At 53.6% G+C, this 18,868-nt stretch carries 16 protein-coding genes and 1 pseudogene; 7 read left to right on the top strand and 10 right to left on the bottom strand.

Annotation, left to right across the window (positions count from 1 at the left end):
* Positions 1–90: 90 nt before the first annotated feature.
* From JCM15908_RS00245 to JCM15908_RS11305, 5 genes and pseudogenes are all read right to left on the bottom strand, one after another.
* On the bottom strand, positions 91–1,437 hold the full coding sequence (locus JCM15908_RS00245) for an McrC family protein (protein ID WP_159101283.1): 1,347 nt from the start codon (positions 1,435–1,437) through the stop codon (positions 91–93).
* Complete coding sequence (locus tag JCM15908_RS00240; RefSeq protein WP_084607791.1) at positions 1,412–2,620, bottom strand: DUF8426 domain-containing protein; 1,209 nt, start codon at positions 2,618–2,620, stop codon at positions 1,412–1,414. Before JCM15908_RS00240 ends, JCM15908_RS00245 begins: the two co-directional genes overlap by 26 nt.
* Positions 2,529–3,503, bottom strand: coding sequence for a 5-methylcytosine-specific restriction endonuclease subunit McrB (locus JCM15908_RS11310; protein WP_148295475.1), 975 nt, complete (start codon positions 3,501–3,503; stop codon positions 2,529–2,531). Before JCM15908_RS11310 ends, JCM15908_RS00240 begins: the two co-directional genes overlap by 92 nt.
* A complete protein-coding gene (locus JCM15908_RS13950; protein WP_051530720.1) occupies positions 3,470–3,889 on the bottom strand; it encodes a hypothetical protein in 420 nt (139 codons plus the stop codon). The genes JCM15908_RS11310 and JCM15908_RS13950 overlap by 34 nt, the downstream gene beginning before the upstream one ends.
* A gap of 186 nt (positions 3,890–4,075) precedes the next feature.
* Positions 4,076–5,820 (bottom strand): annotated as a pseudogene (locus JCM15908_RS11305) (GNAT family N-acetyltransferase).
* Positions 5,821–6,270: 450 nt separating this feature from the next.
* On the opposite strand from JCM15908_RS11305, the gene pta reads away from it, so the two are divergent.
* The 4 genes from pta (at position 6,271) to JCM15908_RS00210 (ending at position 9,734) form a co-directional block, all read left to right on the top strand.
* Positions 6,271–7,317: a phosphate acetyltransferase gene (pta, locus tag JCM15908_RS00225; RefSeq protein WP_025001812.1), complete on the top strand. Its 1,047-nt coding sequence runs from the start codon at positions 6,271–6,273 to the stop codon at positions 7,315–7,317.
* A 206-nt stretch (positions 7,318–7,523) separates the two neighbouring features.
* Positions 7,524–8,729, top strand: a complete 1,206-nt coding sequence (locus JCM15908_RS00220) for an acetate/propionate family kinase (RefSeq protein WP_025001811.1) — start codon at positions 7,524–7,526, stop codon at positions 8,727–8,729.
* Positions 8,730–8,821: 92 nt separating this feature from the next.
* Entirely contained in the window at positions 8,822–9,493 is a 672-nt protein-coding gene (locus JCM15908_RS00215) for a hypothetical protein (RefSeq protein ID WP_025001810.1), read from the top strand.
* Positions 9,486–9,734: a hypothetical protein gene (locus tag JCM15908_RS00210; RefSeq protein ID WP_025001809.1), complete on the top strand. Its 249-nt coding sequence runs from the start codon at positions 9,486–9,488 to the stop codon at positions 9,732–9,734. Before JCM15908_RS00215 ends, JCM15908_RS00210 begins: the two co-directional genes overlap by 8 nt.
* A 391-nt stretch (positions 9,735–10,125) precedes the next feature.
* On the opposite strand, the gene JCM15908_RS14490 is transcribed toward JCM15908_RS00210, so the two are convergent.
* The 4 genes from JCM15908_RS14490 to JCM15908_RS00190 form a co-directional block, all read right to left on the bottom strand.
* Positions 10,126–10,338: a hypothetical protein gene (locus JCM15908_RS14490; RefSeq protein WP_148295474.1), complete on the bottom strand. Its 213-nt coding sequence runs from the start codon at positions 10,336–10,338 to the stop codon at positions 10,126–10,128.
* Positions 10,308–10,745: a hypothetical protein gene (locus JCM15908_RS11300; protein WP_051530719.1), complete on the bottom strand. Its 438-nt coding sequence runs from the start codon at positions 10,743–10,745 to the stop codon at positions 10,308–10,310. Before JCM15908_RS11300 ends, JCM15908_RS14490 begins: the two co-directional genes overlap by 31 nt.
* A 112-nt stretch (positions 10,746–10,857) precedes the next feature.
* The gene (locus JCM15908_RS00195) at positions 10,858–11,361 is read right to left on the bottom strand and encodes an RNA polymerase sigma factor (protein ID WP_025001807.1); all 504 of its coding nucleotides are present in this window, start codon (positions 11,359–11,361) and stop codon (positions 10,858–10,860) included.
* Positions 11,362–11,567: 206 nt separating this feature from the next.
* Complete coding sequence (locus JCM15908_RS00190; RefSeq protein WP_025001806.1) at positions 11,568–14,384, bottom strand: M16 family metallopeptidase; 2,817 nt, start codon at positions 14,382–14,384, stop codon at positions 11,568–11,570.
* Between the two features lie 150 nt (positions 14,385–14,534).
* Between JCM15908_RS00190 and JCM15908_RS14730 the strand changes: the two genes are divergently transcribed.
* On the top strand, positions 14,535–14,675 hold the full coding sequence (locus JCM15908_RS14730; RefSeq protein ID WP_159101282.1) for a hypothetical protein: 141 nt from the start codon (positions 14,535–14,537) through the stop codon (positions 14,673–14,675).
* 177 nt (positions 14,676–14,852) lie between these two features.
* Here the strand turns inward: JCM15908_RS14730 and JCM15908_RS14725 are convergent, their stop codons facing one another.
* Positions 14,853–15,002 (bottom strand): hypothetical protein, encoded by a 150-nt coding sequence (locus JCM15908_RS14725; RefSeq protein WP_159101281.1) that lies wholly within the window; start codon positions 15,000–15,002, stop codon positions 14,853–14,855.
* Between the two features lie 174 nt (positions 15,003–15,176).
* Between JCM15908_RS14725 and JCM15908_RS00185 the strand changes: the two genes are divergently transcribed.
* Both JCM15908_RS00185 and JCM15908_RS00180 read left to right on the top strand, forming a co-directional pair.
* On the top strand, positions 15,177–16,685 hold the full coding sequence (locus tag JCM15908_RS00185) for a GH3 auxin-responsive promoter family protein (RefSeq protein ID WP_025001805.1): 1,509 nt from the start codon (positions 15,177–15,179) through the stop codon (positions 16,683–16,685).
* Positions 16,686–16,911: 226 nt separating this feature from the next.
* Positions 16,912–18,849 carry an Ig-like domain-containing domain gene (locus tag JCM15908_RS00180; RefSeq protein WP_084607790.1) on the top strand — a complete coding sequence of 646 codons (1,938 nt, stop codon included), beginning with the start codon at positions 16,912–16,914 and terminating at the stop codon, positions 18,847–18,849.
* The last annotated feature ends 19 nt before the right edge of the window (positions 18,850–18,868 follow it).

Below are 18,868 nucleotides of genomic sequence, written 5' to 3'. Positions count from 1 at the left end.
TATTACTTTAATCGGATATTTCCGGGAAACGGAAGGGAGAAAAATGATTCGCCGGAGGAATGGGGACGCAGAGAGAAAAAACAATATACGCTAATCAAACAATGCGGTTAAACGCTTTTCCTCCACCTCCATTGCCCGGACAAAATCAACGTATCTACCGACAGGAGGAATATGCAAGCCGATGTTATCCACCACTCCGCCATAGCCACGAAGCCTGCCAAGACGGACGGAAAAGGTCGCTTGCGGATGCGGATAGACAAAACCACCCCGGAAAGCCTGCTCTACATACATATAGGAAATGATTTGGTGCATATCGTCCCGGGCTATCCGGCCACTTTCAAGATGCTTGTACTTGGCGTCAAACACGTAGCCCGGACGCAGAAAATCGGGATAACGACGATAACGGGAACGGGATTCCACGATTTCATCGTCCGTGACTGTCGGATTCTCAAAGAGGGTTATGCCTCCCCTGCCTGTCCTGTTCTTTGGATGGCGGAAGCCTAACGGGTGCAGCAGCGTATTGAGATACTCTTCCCAAAGCCACGCTGCATCGAAGAGGATACCATAGATTTTATCGTGCTCCTGACCATATTTGAGTTTCTCGTGCTGCAAAATCTGAATACAAAGCCGCTGCAACGGCTGATAGGAAACGAAGCAAGGATGCCGGAAAGGATGCAGCACGTTGTCGGAAACCACTCGTTGCACCTCTCTTGCATGGTAAGTAGGCGTAGCCGTCACGACCATTTCCACCGCATGTTCCATCTCTGACGATACGCGGAGCAGCCGGTTGCCCACCTGATGGCGTCGCAGCAGCTCTATCGTATGGCGCAACAGCTGCGTGATACGGTTGTCGTAACTAAGCTCCTTGGCGTTATAGGCAACGCGACCGGCAAAGGGAATGTTCTTCTGAATGTGTCTTCTAAGGTCTATAACGCCCTTCACGCCTGCATCGTTATGCTGCTTTGTCCGATACTCCTTGTAGAGTCCCAAACGCAAAGCCTGCTGTAAAAGACGTGGAAAAAGATAGAGCAGGAAGTCGAAAGAAGACTGCCGGCTGGTCGTATGCTTCAAATCAAAGAGATTGACAGAAAAGACTTTTCCCAGCATATAATGGAGAAAGAAGTCTTCCTGTTCTGGATTCCCGAAACGGGAGCGGATAGTCAGCTGCGTGTCATTGACTCCTACGAAGCCTACAATGTTCCCCGTAATCAGACGAACTGCCTGCGCTTTGCCGCCCAATGTATAGATGCAGTCCTGCCCAATACGGTCATCGCCCCCGGCAAGGTCGCGCGGAAACACAAGCAGATGAGGAAACTCGTCGCCAGTGAGTTTCCCTATCGTCCTGCCGGCAAAGCGTTTCAGGTTTCGGAGGTCAGCCTCATCGCCTATCGGCAGCTTTCCTTGATTGTTGTCAGTCGTGGTCAGTCTCGACATCATCCGCCTCGCTTTCGTCCTTTCCCATATAGACTTTCTCCAATTGCCGGAAGTTTTCCCCGGCATTGGGCAACCCACGCAGATACTCCTTCATCAGACTTTGGAGGTTCAGTCTCCACAGTTCCTCGTGCGTCATCCTCCCCTCTTCCACTTTCAGGAACTGCGCCCCACCTATCTGATAGTCCTTTCCAAGTCCGTCAGTATCGGCTATCGCCTTGTTCAGCCGGTCCATCCGCTCGCGGTTTTCGCCCGAGATGCCCATATTGTCGGCACTCTCCGCTGCTGTGATTTCCTGCCAGACAAAGCGTCGGCGCATGGCAAAGTCCATGCTTTCTACGCTTCGGTCTATGTTGTTCATCGTACCTATGATATACACATTCTCGGGAATGAAGAAGCCATCCTTGAAGACATCACCCTCCTCTATCAGGCTTTGGTACTGCGTCTGTACCCGTTCCTTCTCGCCGCGATAGCTGGGTTCGATAGAGAAAAAGAGTTCTCCGAATATCTTGGAAATCTCTCCGCGGTTGATTTCGTCAATGATAAAGACGTAGGGTTTGGGTTGGTTATGGGCCAAAGTAGTCGGAGCTGGAAGTAAAGAACGTACAACTTTAATAACATCCTGTATGTTCCAATAAAGCCTATACACTGTTGAGAGTGTCAACATCCGATTGTCATTCAGCTCTCTTATATCGTACCTGATGTTCTTTACCAACCATTTTACAGTACGGTATCGAGGGTATGCTCCACCTTCTTTACGATATTCGTAATCGCCAGTGATAATCCCAATCGCATCGGTCTCCTTGGCTGAGTAGCAGGAAACGACAAGGTCGCCAATCTGCATGCCTGTCTGGAACGCTTTAAGAATCGCTTTCCCTCCATCCGAGTAGTCTTCATAGTCATTGAAGTCTTCCACATCGCCGTACTGCCCCCATCCTATACGGATATGTCCATTGTCCAAACAATCTGTACGTGTGGGATTATCTCCTGTCCCTTCAAGCGAAACCTTCCAAATTTTCGGGCTATCATTCAGTTCGGAAAAGATGTCTCCACTATCTTGTATCTCTGAGTTCAGAAGGGCCTTCTTGCAAAACTCCTTAAAGATTCCATCTTCCCGGCGAAAGCAACAGCTCCATTGGACTGCCCAAAAGTCGTAGGACGCAGTCTTCCACGAAATCTGTATAGTCATACGAGGGGTGAAACTGCACCTGTTTGCACACTCCGCCCATCCGATTTGCCATTTCCTTGGCCGTGAAAGTCTTTCCTGTGCCGGGCGCACCGGTAAAGATAAGGTTGTGGTTGGCCTTGAGGAGGTCAATATATTTGTCTATTCTATCCATGGTCTTTGTCGTTTCGTTGGTTATGGATTGTTGTTTCGTGTCGTCATCATAATATCTGCTGATATAGAAACCGAAGTCTACAGTGAGCGTTCTCAGCTCAGGATCGGCATAAAGTGGCAGTGATTCTCCATCAATTGTCGCCTTTACGAGAGCCAAAAGCTCCGCATCTTTCTGCAATTCCTCGCAGACGGCATCGTAAAACAGGCAGCCTAACACCACCTGCAAGGGAGATGACGACCGTTTTGGCTTATATACGTTGCTTAGAAGTGATGCAACCTTCTTGTATTCCGTACTCTTATAGATGTAGTATTTGTCGGGATAGCGAAGCCACAGATACACACTGATGCTGTTATTGTTCTGGTAATGGCTTTTCCACGTGCCATCATTGTATGTCGACCGCAGCCTTTCCGCTTCACTCTGAAAGATGCCTATCCTTTCAAAGAGGCTCTTCTCTTCATCGTAAAGCCGTCGGAACATCGCCCGAACATCCTCGGGAGCCACTTTAGCAAAAGCTTTTATCGTCCCCAAAGGATAGAAACGTGCCGCATTAAGCAGGTTTTTCACCTTTGAAAATGCCTTTTCCAACATTGCCGAGAAGTCAGCTGCATCAATATTCCACTCCTCTTGAAAGTTCCTGACAGCCTCCCACTTGTATCGTTCAAGTTCCCAATGAGACGGGAAGTAAGCCTTATAGCCATTCAGGGCAGACGCCAAGGCTGTCTTGTTCGACACGAGCGAGGCTTTGACAGCAGCCGCAAGCTCCGGCCGCATCTGCCATACAAACAGATTATCGACCTTTTTCCCCCATCCATCGGGAAAAGCCACGCAGCCCCTTCGCCTACAATCTCAATCCGATTGAGGATAGACCGTGCGGCACGGCCGAACTGCACTACCGCTGCATTGATGTTCCGATAGTGCTTATCGTCTCCATAAACCGCCCGACTAACTTCCATGCACGATGCCTTATAGTCGGGCATGGCATAGAAAGCCAACAAAGCCTCCTTTGCTTTCGGAGTAATTTGGGTAGCGGAAAGAACAGCCTTCCATTCCTCCATGCTTATGTTGACCTCGCAAGTATAGCTGCCATCTGCATTTATAACAGCTTGTATCTTTTCCATTATCGATTAGTTCTCATAAAGGTATAAGCCAAAAGACGGACGAAAACCGCCCCGGCTTCCACCTGCAAATATAGCAATTTGCCCTCAACTGAGCAACTTTGCGACAAAGAATGTACTTCCGCCGGGTTATCAGCCAGCAGTTCATACCATGCAGAAACACAGAGCCGGCAGGAAACCTTCCCTGTTCTAATTGAGCATCAGGGTCATTTCGAGGCTGTCATCTGCGAAGATGTAGTCGGCCAGTTCGTTGATGGTCAGCGTCCGGGTATGCGGAAGCGGATGGTTGGTGTGGCTGACGTGTCCGTCCTCTATATGGAAATAGATGTTGTTCATCGGGATGTCCGAGTCGTTGTAGACACGCAGGTTCTCCGTCAGCGCGGGATCCGGGAGGCATAGAGTTGCAGAGCCTTCCCGGCATTGACTACGCGTATCATGCCCGGGACGGCTTCGGTGGGCCGCTGCACGGCCGGATTGAGCGAACGGGCAATGCGGAAGTCTTCCTTGATGACCTCGAATCCGCCCTCGCTGTGCAGCAGGATGGCGGGACGCGACTGCTGCCACTGGTCGTAGGCGGAGAAGTCCCAGTCGTCCACGCCGGCAGGCGGAGCCACGCAGGTGATACGGCGCACGTAGCCGCAGCGGCCGTACCAGTCGCAGAGCCATTCTTCGGCAGGTATCAGGACGGCGAAGACCGCCTCCTTATGGTAAAGCCGGAAGTGCGCCTGCGACATGAGATTGCTGCCTATCTCCTGCTTGCGGTATTCCTCGCGGACGCTTACTCCGCTGATGTAGGCGGTCAGTGCCTGCGCGTCGTAGTACTTCAGCTGATGCGGAATGGTCTGGAGGGCGGCCACGGTGTGGCGGCCGAACTGGCAGACGACGTTCCATTCGGGACGGAACACACGCGAGAAGTAGAGGTCGATGAACTCCTCCGGGTCGTGGAAAGTGTCGCGCCAGAGGTCGCGCGTCTCCTGCCTGATGCGGTCTTGGTTCTCGAATTGCGCAAGCGGATACCTCTCCATGACTACGTTTTTCTCCAAAAGAATGTCGGGCCTGTACGACAATTTCGCATAGCGCAGGCCTTCTATGCCGAGGTCTTCCTCCCTGTTCATATACTCATACTGTTCGGGCAGATGGCGCGCAAACTCCTGATTGATGATGGAGAACGCCCCTTCGTAGCCGGTATCTGCCTTTTCTACGCAGACGTCGAAGACGGTATTGGTAATCGGACATCCGAAGGTGAAGGCGACTATCTTGCCGCCGACCCATATCGTACCGCCTATCGTGCCTATCTCGTCCCACATATCGAAGATACGGGTCATGGAGCGCAGCTCTTCCGAAAGGTCCTCGGCACTCTCCGTGTCGTCCTTCGAGGCTTTGCGCCAATTGGCTTCTACGGCAAGACATTCGGGTATCATGTCCTTCGTCAGCGGCTTGTACTCATAGTCGGGATAGAGCTTCCGGAACTTGTTGCAGTGGTTGCGCTTCCCCTGCAGCTTCTTGCCCGACAGCGTGGCGAGCTTCTCCCGCGTGTAGATATAGTCGAAATGGTCGCGGTCGGGCCTTATGTCGAAGGTGCCGGGAAAGGTGGTTTCGAGTATCTCCACCATGTTGCTGCATACGCCAAGCATCAGGAAGGGGTGCCCAAGAGCTATGGCGTCGTCTCTCATCTGGCGGACAATGGCTGCAAACGACTCGCGCATCGACTCGTCCCAACGGCACTTCCATACGGGGGCCATGTAGGCAAGGTGGTGCCCCATGTAGAAACGGAAGACGAGAAAGCCGTCTACTTCGGCAATCTGAGTATTGTATAGGAATCGCCAAGAGATGATGTTGGCAATGCTGAGGTCGCAGTTCTGACGGTCGCCGCAGAGGGTATAGCTCTGTATGAGTTCGCGGTCGGTGGTCTTGACGTCGTGGAATTTTATCATTTTCGTGTTGGATTGACAAACTGATTTGAGCGTACTGAAAGGCCGGGAACAGGGGCGCGGCACTGCCATCTGTAAGACTTTGACAGACAATGGTTTACCTTCCATCTTGCGAAAGTGCCGCTTTGACATGGTGAAAGTGCCACTTTGACCATGCGAAAGTGCCGCTTTCGTATCTCCGTCCGGGCTTGGCCGCTGTTTCAGCTCTTCGGTGTCGACTGCCGGCCGCTCCTCCGACGGTGGCGAATCTGTCCGCAGGGCGAATCCTTCACCGCGGAATCGTTCAGCCGTCCCGGCCATTCAACAATGTTGCAAAAGTAAATAGTTTTTCCGTATCGGCCAAATCGTACCGCAAAAAGACGAAAAATGCAATGTAGATTTGGCAATTTAGTGGGTTTTTACTATCTTTGCAACGCATGTACGAAACACAAATATAAACATTCAAATAAGACTATGGATTTATTAGAGCAGATTGTTGCACGTGCCAAAGCTGACAAACAACGTATCGTACTCCCCGAAGCCGAAGAGGAGCGCACTCTGAAAGCCGCTGACAAAGTATTAGCCGACGACATTGCAGAACTTATTTTGATAGGCAATCCTGAAAACATTAACAGACTCGCCAAGGAATGGGGGCTGAACCATATCGGCAAGGCTACCATCATAGACCCCGCCAACAACCCGCGGAGCGAGGAGTATGCCGCCAAGCTCGCGGAACTCCGGCAGAAGAAGGGCATGACTCTGGAACAGGCGCGGGAGCTCGTTACGAAGAATAACCTCTACCTCGGCTGCATGATTATCAAGAGCGAGGGGGCCGACGGACAGATTTCCGGTGCGCTTTCCACCACGGGCGACACGCTGCGTCCGGCTCTGCAAATCATCAAGTGTGCCCCGGGCGTTACCTGCGTGAGCGGTGCGATGCTCGTCCTGACACACGAACAGCAGTACGGCGAGAACGGCATCGTCGTCATGGGCGACGTGGCGGTTACCCCGAATCCAACCGCCGACCAGCTCGCACAGATTGCCTACACCACCGCCGCCACCGCGCGCAGCGTGGCAGGATTCCAAAATCCCCACGTGGCAATGCTGAGCTTCTCTACCAAGGGGTCTGCCAAGGATGCCAAGGACAAGGAGACGGGCAAGAGCGTCTATATCATAGACAAGGTGGTTGAGGCTACCAAGATAGCCAAGGAGAAGTACCCAGACCTTAAGGTGGACGGAGAGTTGCAGGCAGATGCCGCACTCGACCCTGCCGTGGCCGCAAAGAAAGCTCCCGAATCCGGCATTGCCGGCAAGGCAAACGTCCTCATCGTCCCCAATCTGGAGGTAGGCAACATCGGCTACAAGCTCGTTCAGCGTCTCGGCGGCGCAACGGCCATCGGCCCGATTCTCCAAGGCATCGCACGCCCTGTAAACGATTTGTCGCGCGGCTGCTCCGTAGACGACATCTATTATATGGTAGCCATCACGGCATGTCAGGCACAGGACGCAAAGAATAATTAAAAACGGCCTCTCCCCCGCCCCCTTCCCCGACAGAGGGGAGCGTAAAAGACACAAGGGGGAAAGCTGCTGATACATCCATTCCAATAAAACAATAACAGAGACTGGAGGCGACGGGAGAATGACCAAGGATGGAAAGACAAGCGACAGAGCTGTTGCCCCTGACTTCCTGAACTCCCTTTACTCCTTCAACTCCCAAACAAAACAATATGAAGATTTTGGTATTGAACTGCGGCAGCAGTTCCATCAAGTACAAATTGTACGATATGGCAGACGAGTCGGTACTGGCTCAGGGTGGCGTAGAGCGCATCGGACTTGACGAGGCTTTCATCAAGGTGAAGCTGAACAACGGAGAGAAGCGACAGATTATGGCAGAACTGCCCACCCACAAGGAAGGTGTGGCACTCGTATTCAAGGTGTTGCTCGACCCGGAAATAGGTGCGCTGAAGAGCCTTGACGAGATTGACGCCGTCGGACACCGCATCGTGCAGGGCGGAGACCTCTTCGAGAAGAGCTGCATAGTAACCGAAGAGGTGGAGAAAGGTATCGAAAGCCTCATCGACCTCGCCCCTGTCCACAACGCAGGACACCTCCGCGGACTTCGCGCCGTGGACGAACTGATGCCGGACACACCGCAGGTAACGGTCTTCGACAATGCTTTCCACAGCACAATGCCCCCCTACGCCTATCTGTACGCAGTTCCCTACGAACTCTACAAGAAGTACCACGTCCGCCGCTACGGCTTCCACGGAACGAGCCACCGCTACGTTTCGCAGCGCGTTTGCGACATGCTGGGCGTCGACATCAAGACACAGAAGATCATTACCTGCCACATTGGCAACGGTGCATCGGTAGCAGCGGTGAAGTATGGCAAGGTTGTCGATACGTCGATGGGCCTCACTCCGCTCGCCGGACTGATGATGGGGTCCCGCTCCGGCGACATTGACCCGTCCGCAGTTACCTATCTGATGGAGAAACTCGGCAAGAAACCGCAGGAGATGGCAGACTTCCTGAACAAGGAGAGCGGCGTGCTCGGCATCACGGGCATCAGCTCCGACATGCGCGAAATAGAGAATGCAGACAACGAGGGCAACGCACAGGCCCATCTGGCACTGGAGATGTACAACTACAGAATAAAGAAATACATCGGTGCTTACGCTGCAGCCATGAACGGAGTGGACATCATTGTCTTCACCGCCGGCGTGGGCGAGAACCAAGAGGGTGTACGTATGGACTCCTGCTCGGACATGGAATACCTCGGCATCAAGATGGATGCAGAGCGCAACCACTGCCGCGGCGAGGAGAAAGTCATCTCTGCCGACGACTCGAAGGTGAAGGTCGTGCTCGTCCCGACCGACGAGGAGATTGTCATTGCACGCGATACTCAGGAACTGGTCAAGGGCTTGAAGAAGTAAGAATGTGCCTCCCTTGGAGAGAGGGAACAAAGCATCATAGCGGCAGGATTCCCACAATGGGAGTCCTGCTGTTTTGTTTTTAGAGAAGAAAGATGCCGAAAACGCTGATTGAACATATAAAAACGGCAATACGGGCATGCTATGAAAACCCGTTCAAGGTGTCGCTGTCAGTGCTTTTAGCGAGCATAGCCCTCTGCGCCCTTCTGCTTTTTGCCATACCCGAAGAAGACCATCTACGCTGGGGACTGGGCTATTTGGCTGTATGGGCCATGCTGCTGTCGCCCGTTGCAGTCTTCGTCTCGGCACGCCATAGCGAGTGGAGGGTGATGGCAAGGGTCTGTTCGGCTTTCTTCTTCCTCGCTGTATGGGGCGGCTGCATCCTCCTGACGGCTATCGGCGGCGACATACTCCTTCCACCGACCTACTTCTGCGACGACGGCGACTATCTCGTCCGGCAACAATATGATGGCTTTTTCAACCCTCCTGTCATTGCCGTCTATAAACGAGAAGGACTATTGGAACACCGCGTGAGCAAGCTGCGGATGGCCAATGCCGACTCCATCAAGGTTTACGAGCAGTGGGATGCCATTGTCGTTTACAGCAGCGGACTGAAAAATGCCGACCCTTGGGGCGACTCATGGGGCAGTCCCGAGCGAGCCATCTACCCGCTCACGGACAACGGGGCGTTCGTCCGGCACCGCAGGGAAGTGAAAGCGTTGGCACGAAAACTGCGAGTCCACGCAATTGATTTGGAATATGAATAACATAGCAAAGGCTCTCTGCCTCCTCTTAGCAGGCTTCTTCCTGACGGCCTGCCGCCACGGCCGCATTACCGGCAAGCCCGAAATGAGCGACAGCACACTGGCGGCCTTGGACTTGATTCGCAGGGACAGCATCTTCTACCTCACACGCGGCATCGGCTATTCAGGGCACGAAACACCGCAATACCGCTGTGGCAAGTTGCTGGGACGACACGGCAAGATGATGACAGACTTATGGGCGTAAAGAGCACGCAGGTTGTTCTGGACGGGAAAAACACAGTCTGTCTTAGCAAGAACACGCCTTTTCCGAAACGAAAACAGAAAAGCGAACACAGCAAAAACACATACCCGGGAAACAGACTTGCAACTATCTGCCTGTCAAGGCTATACAAAGGCAAAACGAAAATGGCTTCCTGACGGTGCGAAAGTGGCACTTTGACTTGGTCAAAGTGCCACTTTCGTTTTACGAAACGGGCTTGTCCGTCTTGCAGCCATGCCGGACCGGCTGGTTTTCCGTCATCCAAACGCTTGCCGGCAAAGCTGTACCGACGGTATAAACATCCGGATATATCCTCGCCACGATGCCCGGAACAAGTGCCTGAAGCGTTCCGCCGGCCATGCCGTTGCGCGCTTTCCTATTCCTGCCCTTGGCCATCTTCAGCTGTCAGCTCCTCTATTTGCCGGATGATTTCCGTATTGATGCGCTGCATCTTCCAATAGATGTATAGGCCGACCATTCCGCCGCCGACACCTCCGATAATACCTCCAATAATGGCACCACTGCACATCACCCTGACAAATTCGTCGCTACTGTCATTCAGCCTGCGTATAGCTCTGCCCCCATCCATGCTATCCAGATGGCAAGCATCGGAAGGCTGACCATCAGGCTGCGCTTGCGCATCTGCTTCATCCAGACCATCCGGCGCGATGTCTCCAAGAGGTCGCCCGTCATAAACTGCTCCCTGCTGAAGCGGTTGATGTATGCGTCGCAGGCAACATCGGCCGTCATGATAACCAAGGTAAAGGCGTAGAGCCACCAAGAGAGATGGAGCGCGCTGCACATCCAGTAGTAGACGACACAGACGAAGGCCAAGAGGAAGTAGGAAACCCACGTATATTTCTTCATGAACGACATCTTGCCGAGCATCGACTCGCGCAGCAGGCGGTCGCTGACAAGCTCCTGAGCGTTTAGCTTTTCCTTGAGGATGGCCATCTGCTGGCGCATTTCCTCCAATTCGTTATTCTGCTTTTTCATTATTTCTTTTCTTTGATAAAGTCCTGTTTGTGTTAGTCTGACAATCCGGGTAAGCCCGGGATAATCCGGCATACTGCACTGCCGGTTCTGCCGGCTGAAAGCCATGCCGCCCCTACCTGTCCGAAACCGGGTCGGGGGCCGGGCTGTTTTTCAGTTTCTCCTTGATTCTATAGAGCCTTACGGACACGTTTTTGGTAGAGATTCCCACTACCTGTCCTATCTCCTCGTAGCTCATGTTCTCGAGCCACAGCAGGATGATGGCACGGTCGAAAGGTCCGAGCTGGCTGATGCGCCGGTTGAGCTGCTGCACCTGCCGGCTGTCCTCATCGCTGTCGGTGAAGGGATTGATGTCGATGGAAAGCGGTACCGACTTGCGCTTTCGCTTTTTGCGGTCGCACGAGATGCAGGTGTTCAGGCTGACGCGGTATATCCATGTCCGCACGTCGCTGTCGCCCTTGAACCCCGGCAGGCCCTTCCAGAGGTTCACCAACACCTCCTGAAAGAGGTCGTTCACCTCGTCTTCGTTCTTGGAGAACATATAGCAGACGGTGTATATCGTGCTCTTATGCTCTCTGACGAGCCTCGCAAAGGTCTGTTCGTCTTGTTTTGGTTTCATCTTCGCTGAAAAATTATTTTGTCTATTAGACGCATTGGCAGCGGAATAACTACACTGACAAGCAGAAAAAGTTTTATCCTCGTAGCTTTTCCCTGCCCCAGCAGGACCATAAAGGTAAGTTTGGCCACAGCTGAACGCAGAAGGCCTGCAGCTCCGTTGAGCTACAGGCCTTCGATGGTTTTATCCCACAAGGGAAAAGAAATGTCCTACTTGGCAGGAGTCATCACTACTTCCGAGCGGTTGCCGGCAGCAACAAGACCCTTCAGGAAGGCTGCAATCTTAGCCGGAGTCAGAGACTCTATGGCTGCCTTGTAGCCAGTGTGGAGGTCTACGCCTGTCCAGTTGTATTCGTCAATGACGTTCATCCAGTGTCCGTTGGTCTTGAAGTCCTGATCTGCCTGCTTCAGCATGAAGTCCTTAACCTTCTGTACCTTGTCGGCGTCTACCTTGACGGTATTGTTCTTCATACCCTCTACGAGGAGCTTCAGGGCAAGTTCTGCCTTGTTCGGGTCCATCGGGCAATAAGCCTGAATGGCTGCCACGGCCTTGTCGCCACGGCGAGACAGGCCACCCGATGCGCTTACGGAGTAGGCGGCACCGTTGTCCTCGCGGATGTCCTTCAGGTAAACCATGGAGAGAACCTGCGATGCTGCGTCAACGAGTACGCTGTTCTCTACGTTGTAAGCCATTGGCTGGTGCCAGAGTTCAAAGGCAATTGCCTTCGGGGTCTCGCTCTTGCGGGTGAACTTGTTCACGTTGATGCCATTGGCAAGACCCGGAGTCTCTACCCAGTTCTCGGCCTTTCCGGAAGGCAGACAGGCGATATACTTCTCGAGCAATGGGCGGAGTGCAGCCTCGTCGAAGTTGCCGACGAAGTAGTAAACGAACTGGCCCGGACTGGCGAAACGCTCCTTCCAAATCTGGAGAATACGGTCGTAGTTGAGCCCCTTCAGCGTGTTCACCGTCAGCGGAGCGCGGCGTGGGTTGTGGCCATAGATGGTATTGGTCAGCGAATCGCTGAATACGGCCTCGGGAGAGAGGTCCTTATTCTTCAACGCCAACTCCAGTTGAGACATCAAGGCATTGTATGCCTCCTGGTCCTTGCTTACGCTTGTGAAGTTGAGATAGGCGAGCTGAAGCATCGTCTCTATGTCCTTCGGTACGCAATATCCGCTCAGATACTGATAGTAACCGCCCAGACCAACGTTTATGCCTGCCTGTTTGCCATAGAGAGCCTTCGTGAGTTCCTGATTGGAGAAGTTGCCCAGACCACTTGAACCAATCACAGCGTCGAAGAGAGCGAGATTGCTGTAGTCTGCCTTTCCATAGGAGCCGCTGCCTCCCTTGGCCATAGCTTGGAACTGAACTTCGTTGTCCTTGAAGTCGGTCTTCTTGAGAATGACACGTGCGCCATTGCTTAAGGTGAGTTCCTTATAGCCGAACTGCTTGTTCTCCTTCTCACCGGTAATCTTTCCGGCCTTCGGGAGCTTGGTCTCATCAAGAAGCGGTTCGTTCTTCACATTGTCCACATAAGGCTCTATCTTCTCCGCGCGCACGGCGTTGATGGTCTTTGCCATGCTTGCCTCTGTAGGATAAACCTTGCCCGGCTTCTCCTGAGCGAAGATGTAGGCAACGAAGTTGCTGTCCTTGTCGGAGATGAGTTCCTTAGCGTACATATTAATAACGTCGACGTTAAGAGCCGGCATTTCAATGAGCGACTTCATAATCTGATACTCCTCTTCCTTTCCGGGAATAGGCTCGTTGTCAAGATAATAGTCGGTCAGCTCGTCGCCATACTGGGCGTTGCGAATCTTGTTGCGGTTGGTATACTGCGACTCCAACTGGGAGAGGAACTCGGCCTTCATGCGCTCGAACTCGCCCGGGGTGAAGCCATACTGACGGGCACGCAGAGCCTCGCGGTAGATAGCGGCAAATGCCTCAAGGTCTTTGCCCTCCTTGGCACTGCCACCCAACTGGAAGGCATCCTTGGTATTGGAGAGGATAAAGTTGCCGTCGTAGCCGTAAGCACGCGTGAAGGGACAGTCGGCCTTCTGTGCCAACTCGCTGTAACGCTGGTTGAGCATCATCGAAATCATCTGCTTGGCATAAGAGTCAATCAGGTAGCTGATGTCGGTCTTGTCCTCGTGAGGTATCGCGTCGTGCTTCATGGCGATGCCGATGGAGCTGTACTGCATTTCCTTATCCTTGTCTACGACGTAGATAGGGTCTTTCGTGTCGGGCACCTGCTCGGCAACGACCTGTGCGGCATTTGCAGGGACAGTTACACCGTTCCACAATCTCTTAATCTCACTTTCAAAATGGTCTACGTCAATGTCGCCAACGATGATGATGCACTGGTTGTCCGGGCGATACCATTTCTTATAATAGTCGCGCAGAACCTGATACTTGAAGTTGTCTACAATGCTCATCAGGCCGATAGGCAGACGCTCGCCGTACTTCGATCCGGGATAGAACTTCGGCAGAACACGGTCGTAAATGCGCATGACAGGACTCTGTCCCATCTGCCATTCCTGATGAATCACACCGCGCTCCTTATCGATTTCCTTGTCTTCAAGGGTCAGGCCGTTCGACCAGTCCTTCAGAATGAGCAGACAGGAGTCAAGTGCCGACTGACGGGTTGTGGGCACGTCGCTGATGCGGTAAACCGTGCGGTCGATGGAAGTAAAGGCATTCAGATTGCTTCCGAACTCAACACCGATGGAACGGGTGAACTCCAACAGGGTGGAATCGGGGAAGTGCTCCGATCCGTTGAACGCCATGTGCTCAAGGAAATGGGCCAGACCGCGCTGGTCATCATTCTCCTGAATGGAGCCGACACGCTGTGCAATGTAGAAGTTTACAACGTTTTCCGGCCATTCGTTGTGCAGCAGGTAATAGGTCAGACCATTGCTGAGCTTTCCCTGACGAACGTTCTTGTTGACGGGAATAGGCCCCAGTTGTTGAGCCGATGCAATTCCTGCAACAAAGAAAAAAGCTACTAAAAGTAGTTGTTTCAGTCTCATTTTCTTTTCAGGTTAAAAAATTTATTAATTGATAATGGCACAAAGGTACATAAAATAATGATACATTGTTATTCTTTTATGCTTTTTTTATGAAGATATAGGGGATTTTCTAACTCCCGACGGCTTATTTCGGGGTTATCGGACAACAAAATGGCACACAATCATTTACGGAGACGCAAGGAACGGCCACAGAACAGCGGAAGGGCGGAAGTACCGCCCCCGTCCGACGGCACAGCTCAGAAGGGCACAACGCTGACCGGAGACAACGCTCCGCCTGCCCCGAAACCATAGCTCTGAAGCATGGTTCCGACATGCACGTTCCGCCATATTCCCACTGCGGAAACGGAACATTCCTGCCGCTGAATACCACAAGGAGGAAACCATTCTCAAACAACTGATAATCAGGAGAATAGAGACGGGGCAACGAAAGTGCCGCTTTCGCCCCGCGAACAAGCCCGTTTCGCATGGTCAAAGTGCCGCTTTCGTCAGACGGGAAAGCCTTGCCGGAGGAGCGAAGGCCATCTTGTCGCGAAGCGGCAGGGTGAAATTCATCCTTCCGCCCCTCCCGTCTCCAACCATCAGGACACCGGGAGAATCTGTCAGAGACCTTTTCCCCACCGTCCGCCAAGAAGCTGTCGCATCGGGCTTACGCTGCGTTTCATCCTAACGGACAGGTGTTTGCCGAAGCCGACAGGTTTTTCCTGCCTGACGGACGAGTGTTAAATTTATAGAAAACAAGGCTGTTTCGGCTTTTTTGCACTACTTTTGCACCTTAATATAATAGAAAGTCAGATGAATCTTACAGGCATAGTCAACAAGCTGTATTTCCAACCCCGACAGCGAGAACTGGGCAGATACCAGACAGAAGGAGCCGAAATTCAGCATGAGATACTGCGCTATCTCATTGAGCGTGCAAGAGATACGGAATACGGGCGACACCACTTGTTCTCCACCATCCATTCGTATGACGAATTTGTACAGAACATTCCCGTCAACACATACGAGGAGCTGAAAGGCGACATCGACCGCATGCGCCACGGCGAGGGCAATGTCCTCTGGCCGGGACAGGTGAAGTGGTACGCGAAGTCGTCGGGAACGACCAACGACAAGAGCAAGTTCATACCCGTATCCAACGAGGGCTTGCAGAATATACACTACCAAGGCGGAAAGGACGTGGTGGCCCTGTATCTCGGCAACAACCCCGGCAGCCGCCTGTTCGACGGAAAGAGCCTCATACTCGGCGGCAGCCATGCTCCGAACTACAACCTCCCGAACTCGCTCGTGGGCGACCTGAGTGCCATACTCATCGAGAACATCAATCCGCTGGCAAACCTCAAGCGCGTCCCGGGAAAGGACGTGGCACTGCTGAGCGACTTCGAGGTGAAGCGCGACCGCATAGCCCGTGAGACCATGACGAAGAACGTAACCAACCTGTCGGGCGTCCCGTCGTGGATGATGTCTGTCCTCGTCCGCGTGCTGGAGCTTTCCGGCAAGCAGCACATAGAGGAAGTGTGGCCCAATCTGGAAGTTTTCTTCCACGGGGGAATCGCCTTCACGCCCTACCGCAAGCAGTACGAGCAGCTCATCACGAAGCCCGGCATGCACTATATGGAGACCTACAACGCGTCGGAAGGATTCTTCGGTATTCAGGACGACCCGGCCGACCCGGCCATGCTGCTGATGCTGGACTACGGGGTCTTCTACGAGTTCCTGCCGATGGACGAGTTCGGCAGCGAGCATCCGGACATCGTGCCGCTCGAAGGCGTCGAGGTGGGCAAGAACTACGCCCTGCTTATCAGCACCTCCTGCGGATTGTGGCGTTACCAGATAGGCGACACGGTGCAGTTCACGTCCACCAATCCCTACAAGTTCATCATTACCGGGCGCACCAAATACTTCATCAACGCCTTTGGCGAAGAACTTATCATGGACAATGCGGAGCGAGGTCTCGAAGCCGCCTGCAAGGCCACGGGAGCGCAAATCAGCGAGTACACCGCAGCACCTATCTATATGGACGCCAACGCCAAGTGCCGCCACCAGTGGCTCATAGAGTTTTCCAAGGAACCGTGCAGCCTGACGGAGTTTGCGACCATCCTCGACTCGAAACTTCAGGAAATCAACTCCGACTACGAGGCGAAGCGTTTCCACGACGTTACCCTGCAGCCTCTCGAGGTGATACCTGCCCGGCGCGACCTCTTCAACGACTGGCTGAAGTCGAAAGGAAAGCTCGGCGGACAGCACAAGGTGCCGCGCCTGTCCAACAGCCGTGCCAACATAGAGGAGATGCTGAGGATGAACTAAGCCTTTCAAAAGCCTACCGGGAAGCCTCCACCAACTCCTCCGCCTCTCCTCTGGCCTACCATCAGGGAAGAAAACCTGCATGATGGCCGTTTCTCTCTGCCAAAACGAACAGCTTATGTTTTCAATATTGTCCGACATAAAACGGTCTATCCGCAAGCGCATCCCTTCCTTCGAAGGGGCTTGGGGAGGACTTTTGCCCCTGCTTCTCCTTGCCTCCTGCGCACGGATGGGCGAACCCGACGGTGGCTGGTACGACGAAACGCCGCCGCGGATAGTCGGTTCGTCGCCATCCGACAAGGCAACCGACGTGGCAAGCAAGCACATCAGCATCCTCTTCGACGAGTTTATCAAGGTGGACAATCCCTCCGAAAAGGTAATCATATCGCCGCCCCAGCTCGAAGTTCCCGAAATAAGGGGAGAGGGAAAGCGCATATCCGTGAAGCTGCTCGACGAACTCCAGCCCAACACTACCTACACGGTCGACTTCTCGGATGCCATCTCCGACAACAACGAGGGAAATCCCTTGGGCAACTATACCTACTCCTTCTCCACGGGAGACCACATTGATACGCTTGAGGTTGCGGGCTATGTGCTTGCCGCCGAAGACTTGGAGCCGGTCAAGGGAATACTCGTCGGACTCTACAAGAACCAGTCCGACACTGCCTTTACCCGTCTGCCGATGCTCCGCGTAGCCCGTACCGACAGCCGCGGACGCTTTGTCATAAAGGGAGTGGCCGAGGGCGACTACCGCATCTACGCCCTCAGCGATGCAGACGGCGACTACCGGTTCAGCCAGCAGAGCGAGGCGATAGCCTTTACACCCGAAGTTATCATGCCCGGCTCGAAGCCCGACATACGTCAGGACACTATATGGCGCGACTCGCTCCACATCAGCGACATCCGCCAGACGCCCTACACGCACTTCCTCCCCGACGACGTGGTGCTCACATCCTTTACCGAAGCCCCTGCCAACAGGTATTTCATAAAGGCCGAACGCAGGGAACCCGACCACTTCTCGCTGCTGTTCAGCCACGGCGATGCCGAGCTTCCGGTCATCCGCGGACTCAACTTCAATGCCTCGGATGCCTTCATCGTCGAGCCGGGAATGAATCAGGACTCCATCAACTACTGGCTACGCGACACGGCATTGGTCAATCAGGACACGCTGAGAATGACGGTCCGGTACAACGCTACCGACAGCCTCGGAAAGCTCGTACCGCAGACCGACACGCTCGAGGTGCTATCCAAGAATCCCTACGCCAAGCGTCTGAGACTGCAGCAGGAAGCCTACGACAAGTGGAAAAAGCAACAGGACAAGAACCGCGAACGCGGAAAGGACTACCAGACCGAGATGCCGGCCAATCCGCTGGAAGTCAGATACAACGTCAGCGGTAAGATTGCACCCGACGAGAATCCCACCCTTGAGCTGCCATCGCCCCTTGCCGCCTGCGACACAACGAAGATTCACCTCTACGAGAAGATAGACACGCTATGGTACAGGGCACGCTATCAGTTCGGCGAGATACCGGGACAGGCACGCCGCTACAAGCTCGTCGGGGCATGGAATCCCGGACACGAGTACAGCCTCGAGATAGACTCGGCAGCCTTTACCGACATCTACGGCAAGACATCGGCGAAGTACAAGCAGGGCATCCGCATCGGCGCGCTCGAAGACTACGGCACACTCACCGTAACCCTGCAGGGAATGGAGGGCAAGAACTGCCTGCTGCAGCTCCTCAGCGGAGGCGACAGGCCGGAGAAGGAAGCCCTTGCCAAGGACGGCGTGGCAAACTTCTTCTACGTCAACCCCGGCAAATACTACCTACGGCTCATCGTCGACGACAACGACAACGGGCGTTGGGACACGGGCCTGTACAGCGAACAGCGGCAGCCGGAAGCCGTCTATTACTATCCCAAGGAGATAGAGTGCAAGGCGAAATGGGACATCAGGGAGCTGTGGAATCCCCGTCAGCTGCCGCTCTACCGGCAGAAGCCGGAGGCCATCACCAAGCAGAAGGCCGACAAGCAGAGAACCATACGCAGCCGCAATGCCGAACGGGCGAAAAAGCTCGGCATCGACTACAACCCGAAGAACGGACTGGAAAGCACCAAGGCCGCCCCAAAGGGAAAGAAAGACAAGGACAAAAAGAAGAAGCCAAAATAACCAAGAAACTCTCCCCAAG

The sequence above is a fragment of the Prevotella dentasini JCM 15908 genome, from assembly GCF_000614065.1.
Lineage (GTDB): Bacteria > Bacteroidota > Bacteroidia > Bacteroidales > Bacteroidaceae > Prevotella > Prevotella dentasini.
The sequence above is the reverse complement of the archived record's forward strand: the minus strand, read 5'-3'. Positions and strand labels throughout refer to the sequence as shown.

Excerpts from the sequence above, each read along its gene's own strand:
- JCM15908_RS00245 (WP_159101283.1), bottom strand. The coding sequence starts at position 1,437 with ATGATGTCGAGACTGACCACGACTGACAACAATCAAGGAAAGCTGCCG.
- JCM15908_RS00240 (WP_084607791.1), bottom strand. The coding sequence starts at position 2,620 with ATGACTATACAGATTTCGTGGAAGACTGCGTCCTACGACTTTTGGGCA.
- JCM15908_RS13950 (WP_051530720.1), bottom strand. The coding sequence starts at position 3,889 with ATGGAAAAGATACAAGCTGTTATAAATGCAGATGGCAGCTATACTTGC.
- pta (WP_025001812.1), top strand. The coding sequence starts at position 6,271 with ATGGATTTATTAGAGCAGATTGTTGCACGTGCCAAAGCTGACAAACAA.
- JCM15908_RS00220 (WP_025001811.1), top strand. The coding sequence starts at position 7,524 with ATGAAGATTTTGGTATTGAACTGCGGCAGCAGTTCCATCAAGTACAAA.
- JCM15908_RS00215 (WP_025001810.1), top strand. The coding sequence starts at position 8,822 with ATGCCGAAAACGCTGATTGAACATATAAAAACGGCAATACGGGCATGC.
- JCM15908_RS00210 (WP_025001809.1), top strand. The coding sequence starts at position 9,486 with ATGAATAACATAGCAAAGGCTCTCTGCCTCCTCTTAGCAGGCTTCTTC.
- JCM15908_RS14490 (WP_148295474.1), bottom strand. The coding sequence starts at position 10,338 with ATGGATGGGGGCAGAGCTATACGCAGGCTGAATGACAGTAGCGACGAA.
- JCM15908_RS11300 (WP_051530719.1), bottom strand. The coding sequence starts at position 10,745 with ATGAAAAAGCAGAATAACGAATTGGAGGAAATGCGCCAGCAGATGGCC.
- JCM15908_RS00195 (WP_025001807.1), bottom strand. The coding sequence starts at position 11,361 with ATGAAACCAAAACAAGACGAACAGACCTTTGCGAGGCTCGTCAGAGAG.
- JCM15908_RS00190 (WP_025001806.1), bottom strand. The coding sequence starts at position 14,384 with ATGAGACTGAAACAACTACTTTTAGTAGCTTTTTTCTTTGTTGCAGGA.
- JCM15908_RS14730 (WP_159101282.1), top strand. The coding sequence starts at position 14,535 with ATGGCACACAATCATTTACGGAGACGCAAGGAACGGCCACAGAACAGC.
- JCM15908_RS00185 (WP_025001805.1), top strand. The coding sequence starts at position 15,177 with ATGAATCTTACAGGCATAGTCAACAAGCTGTATTTCCAACCCCGACAG.
- JCM15908_RS00180 (WP_084607790.1), top strand. The coding sequence starts at position 16,912 with ATGGGCGAACCCGACGGTGGCTGGTACGACGAAACGCCGCCGCGGATA.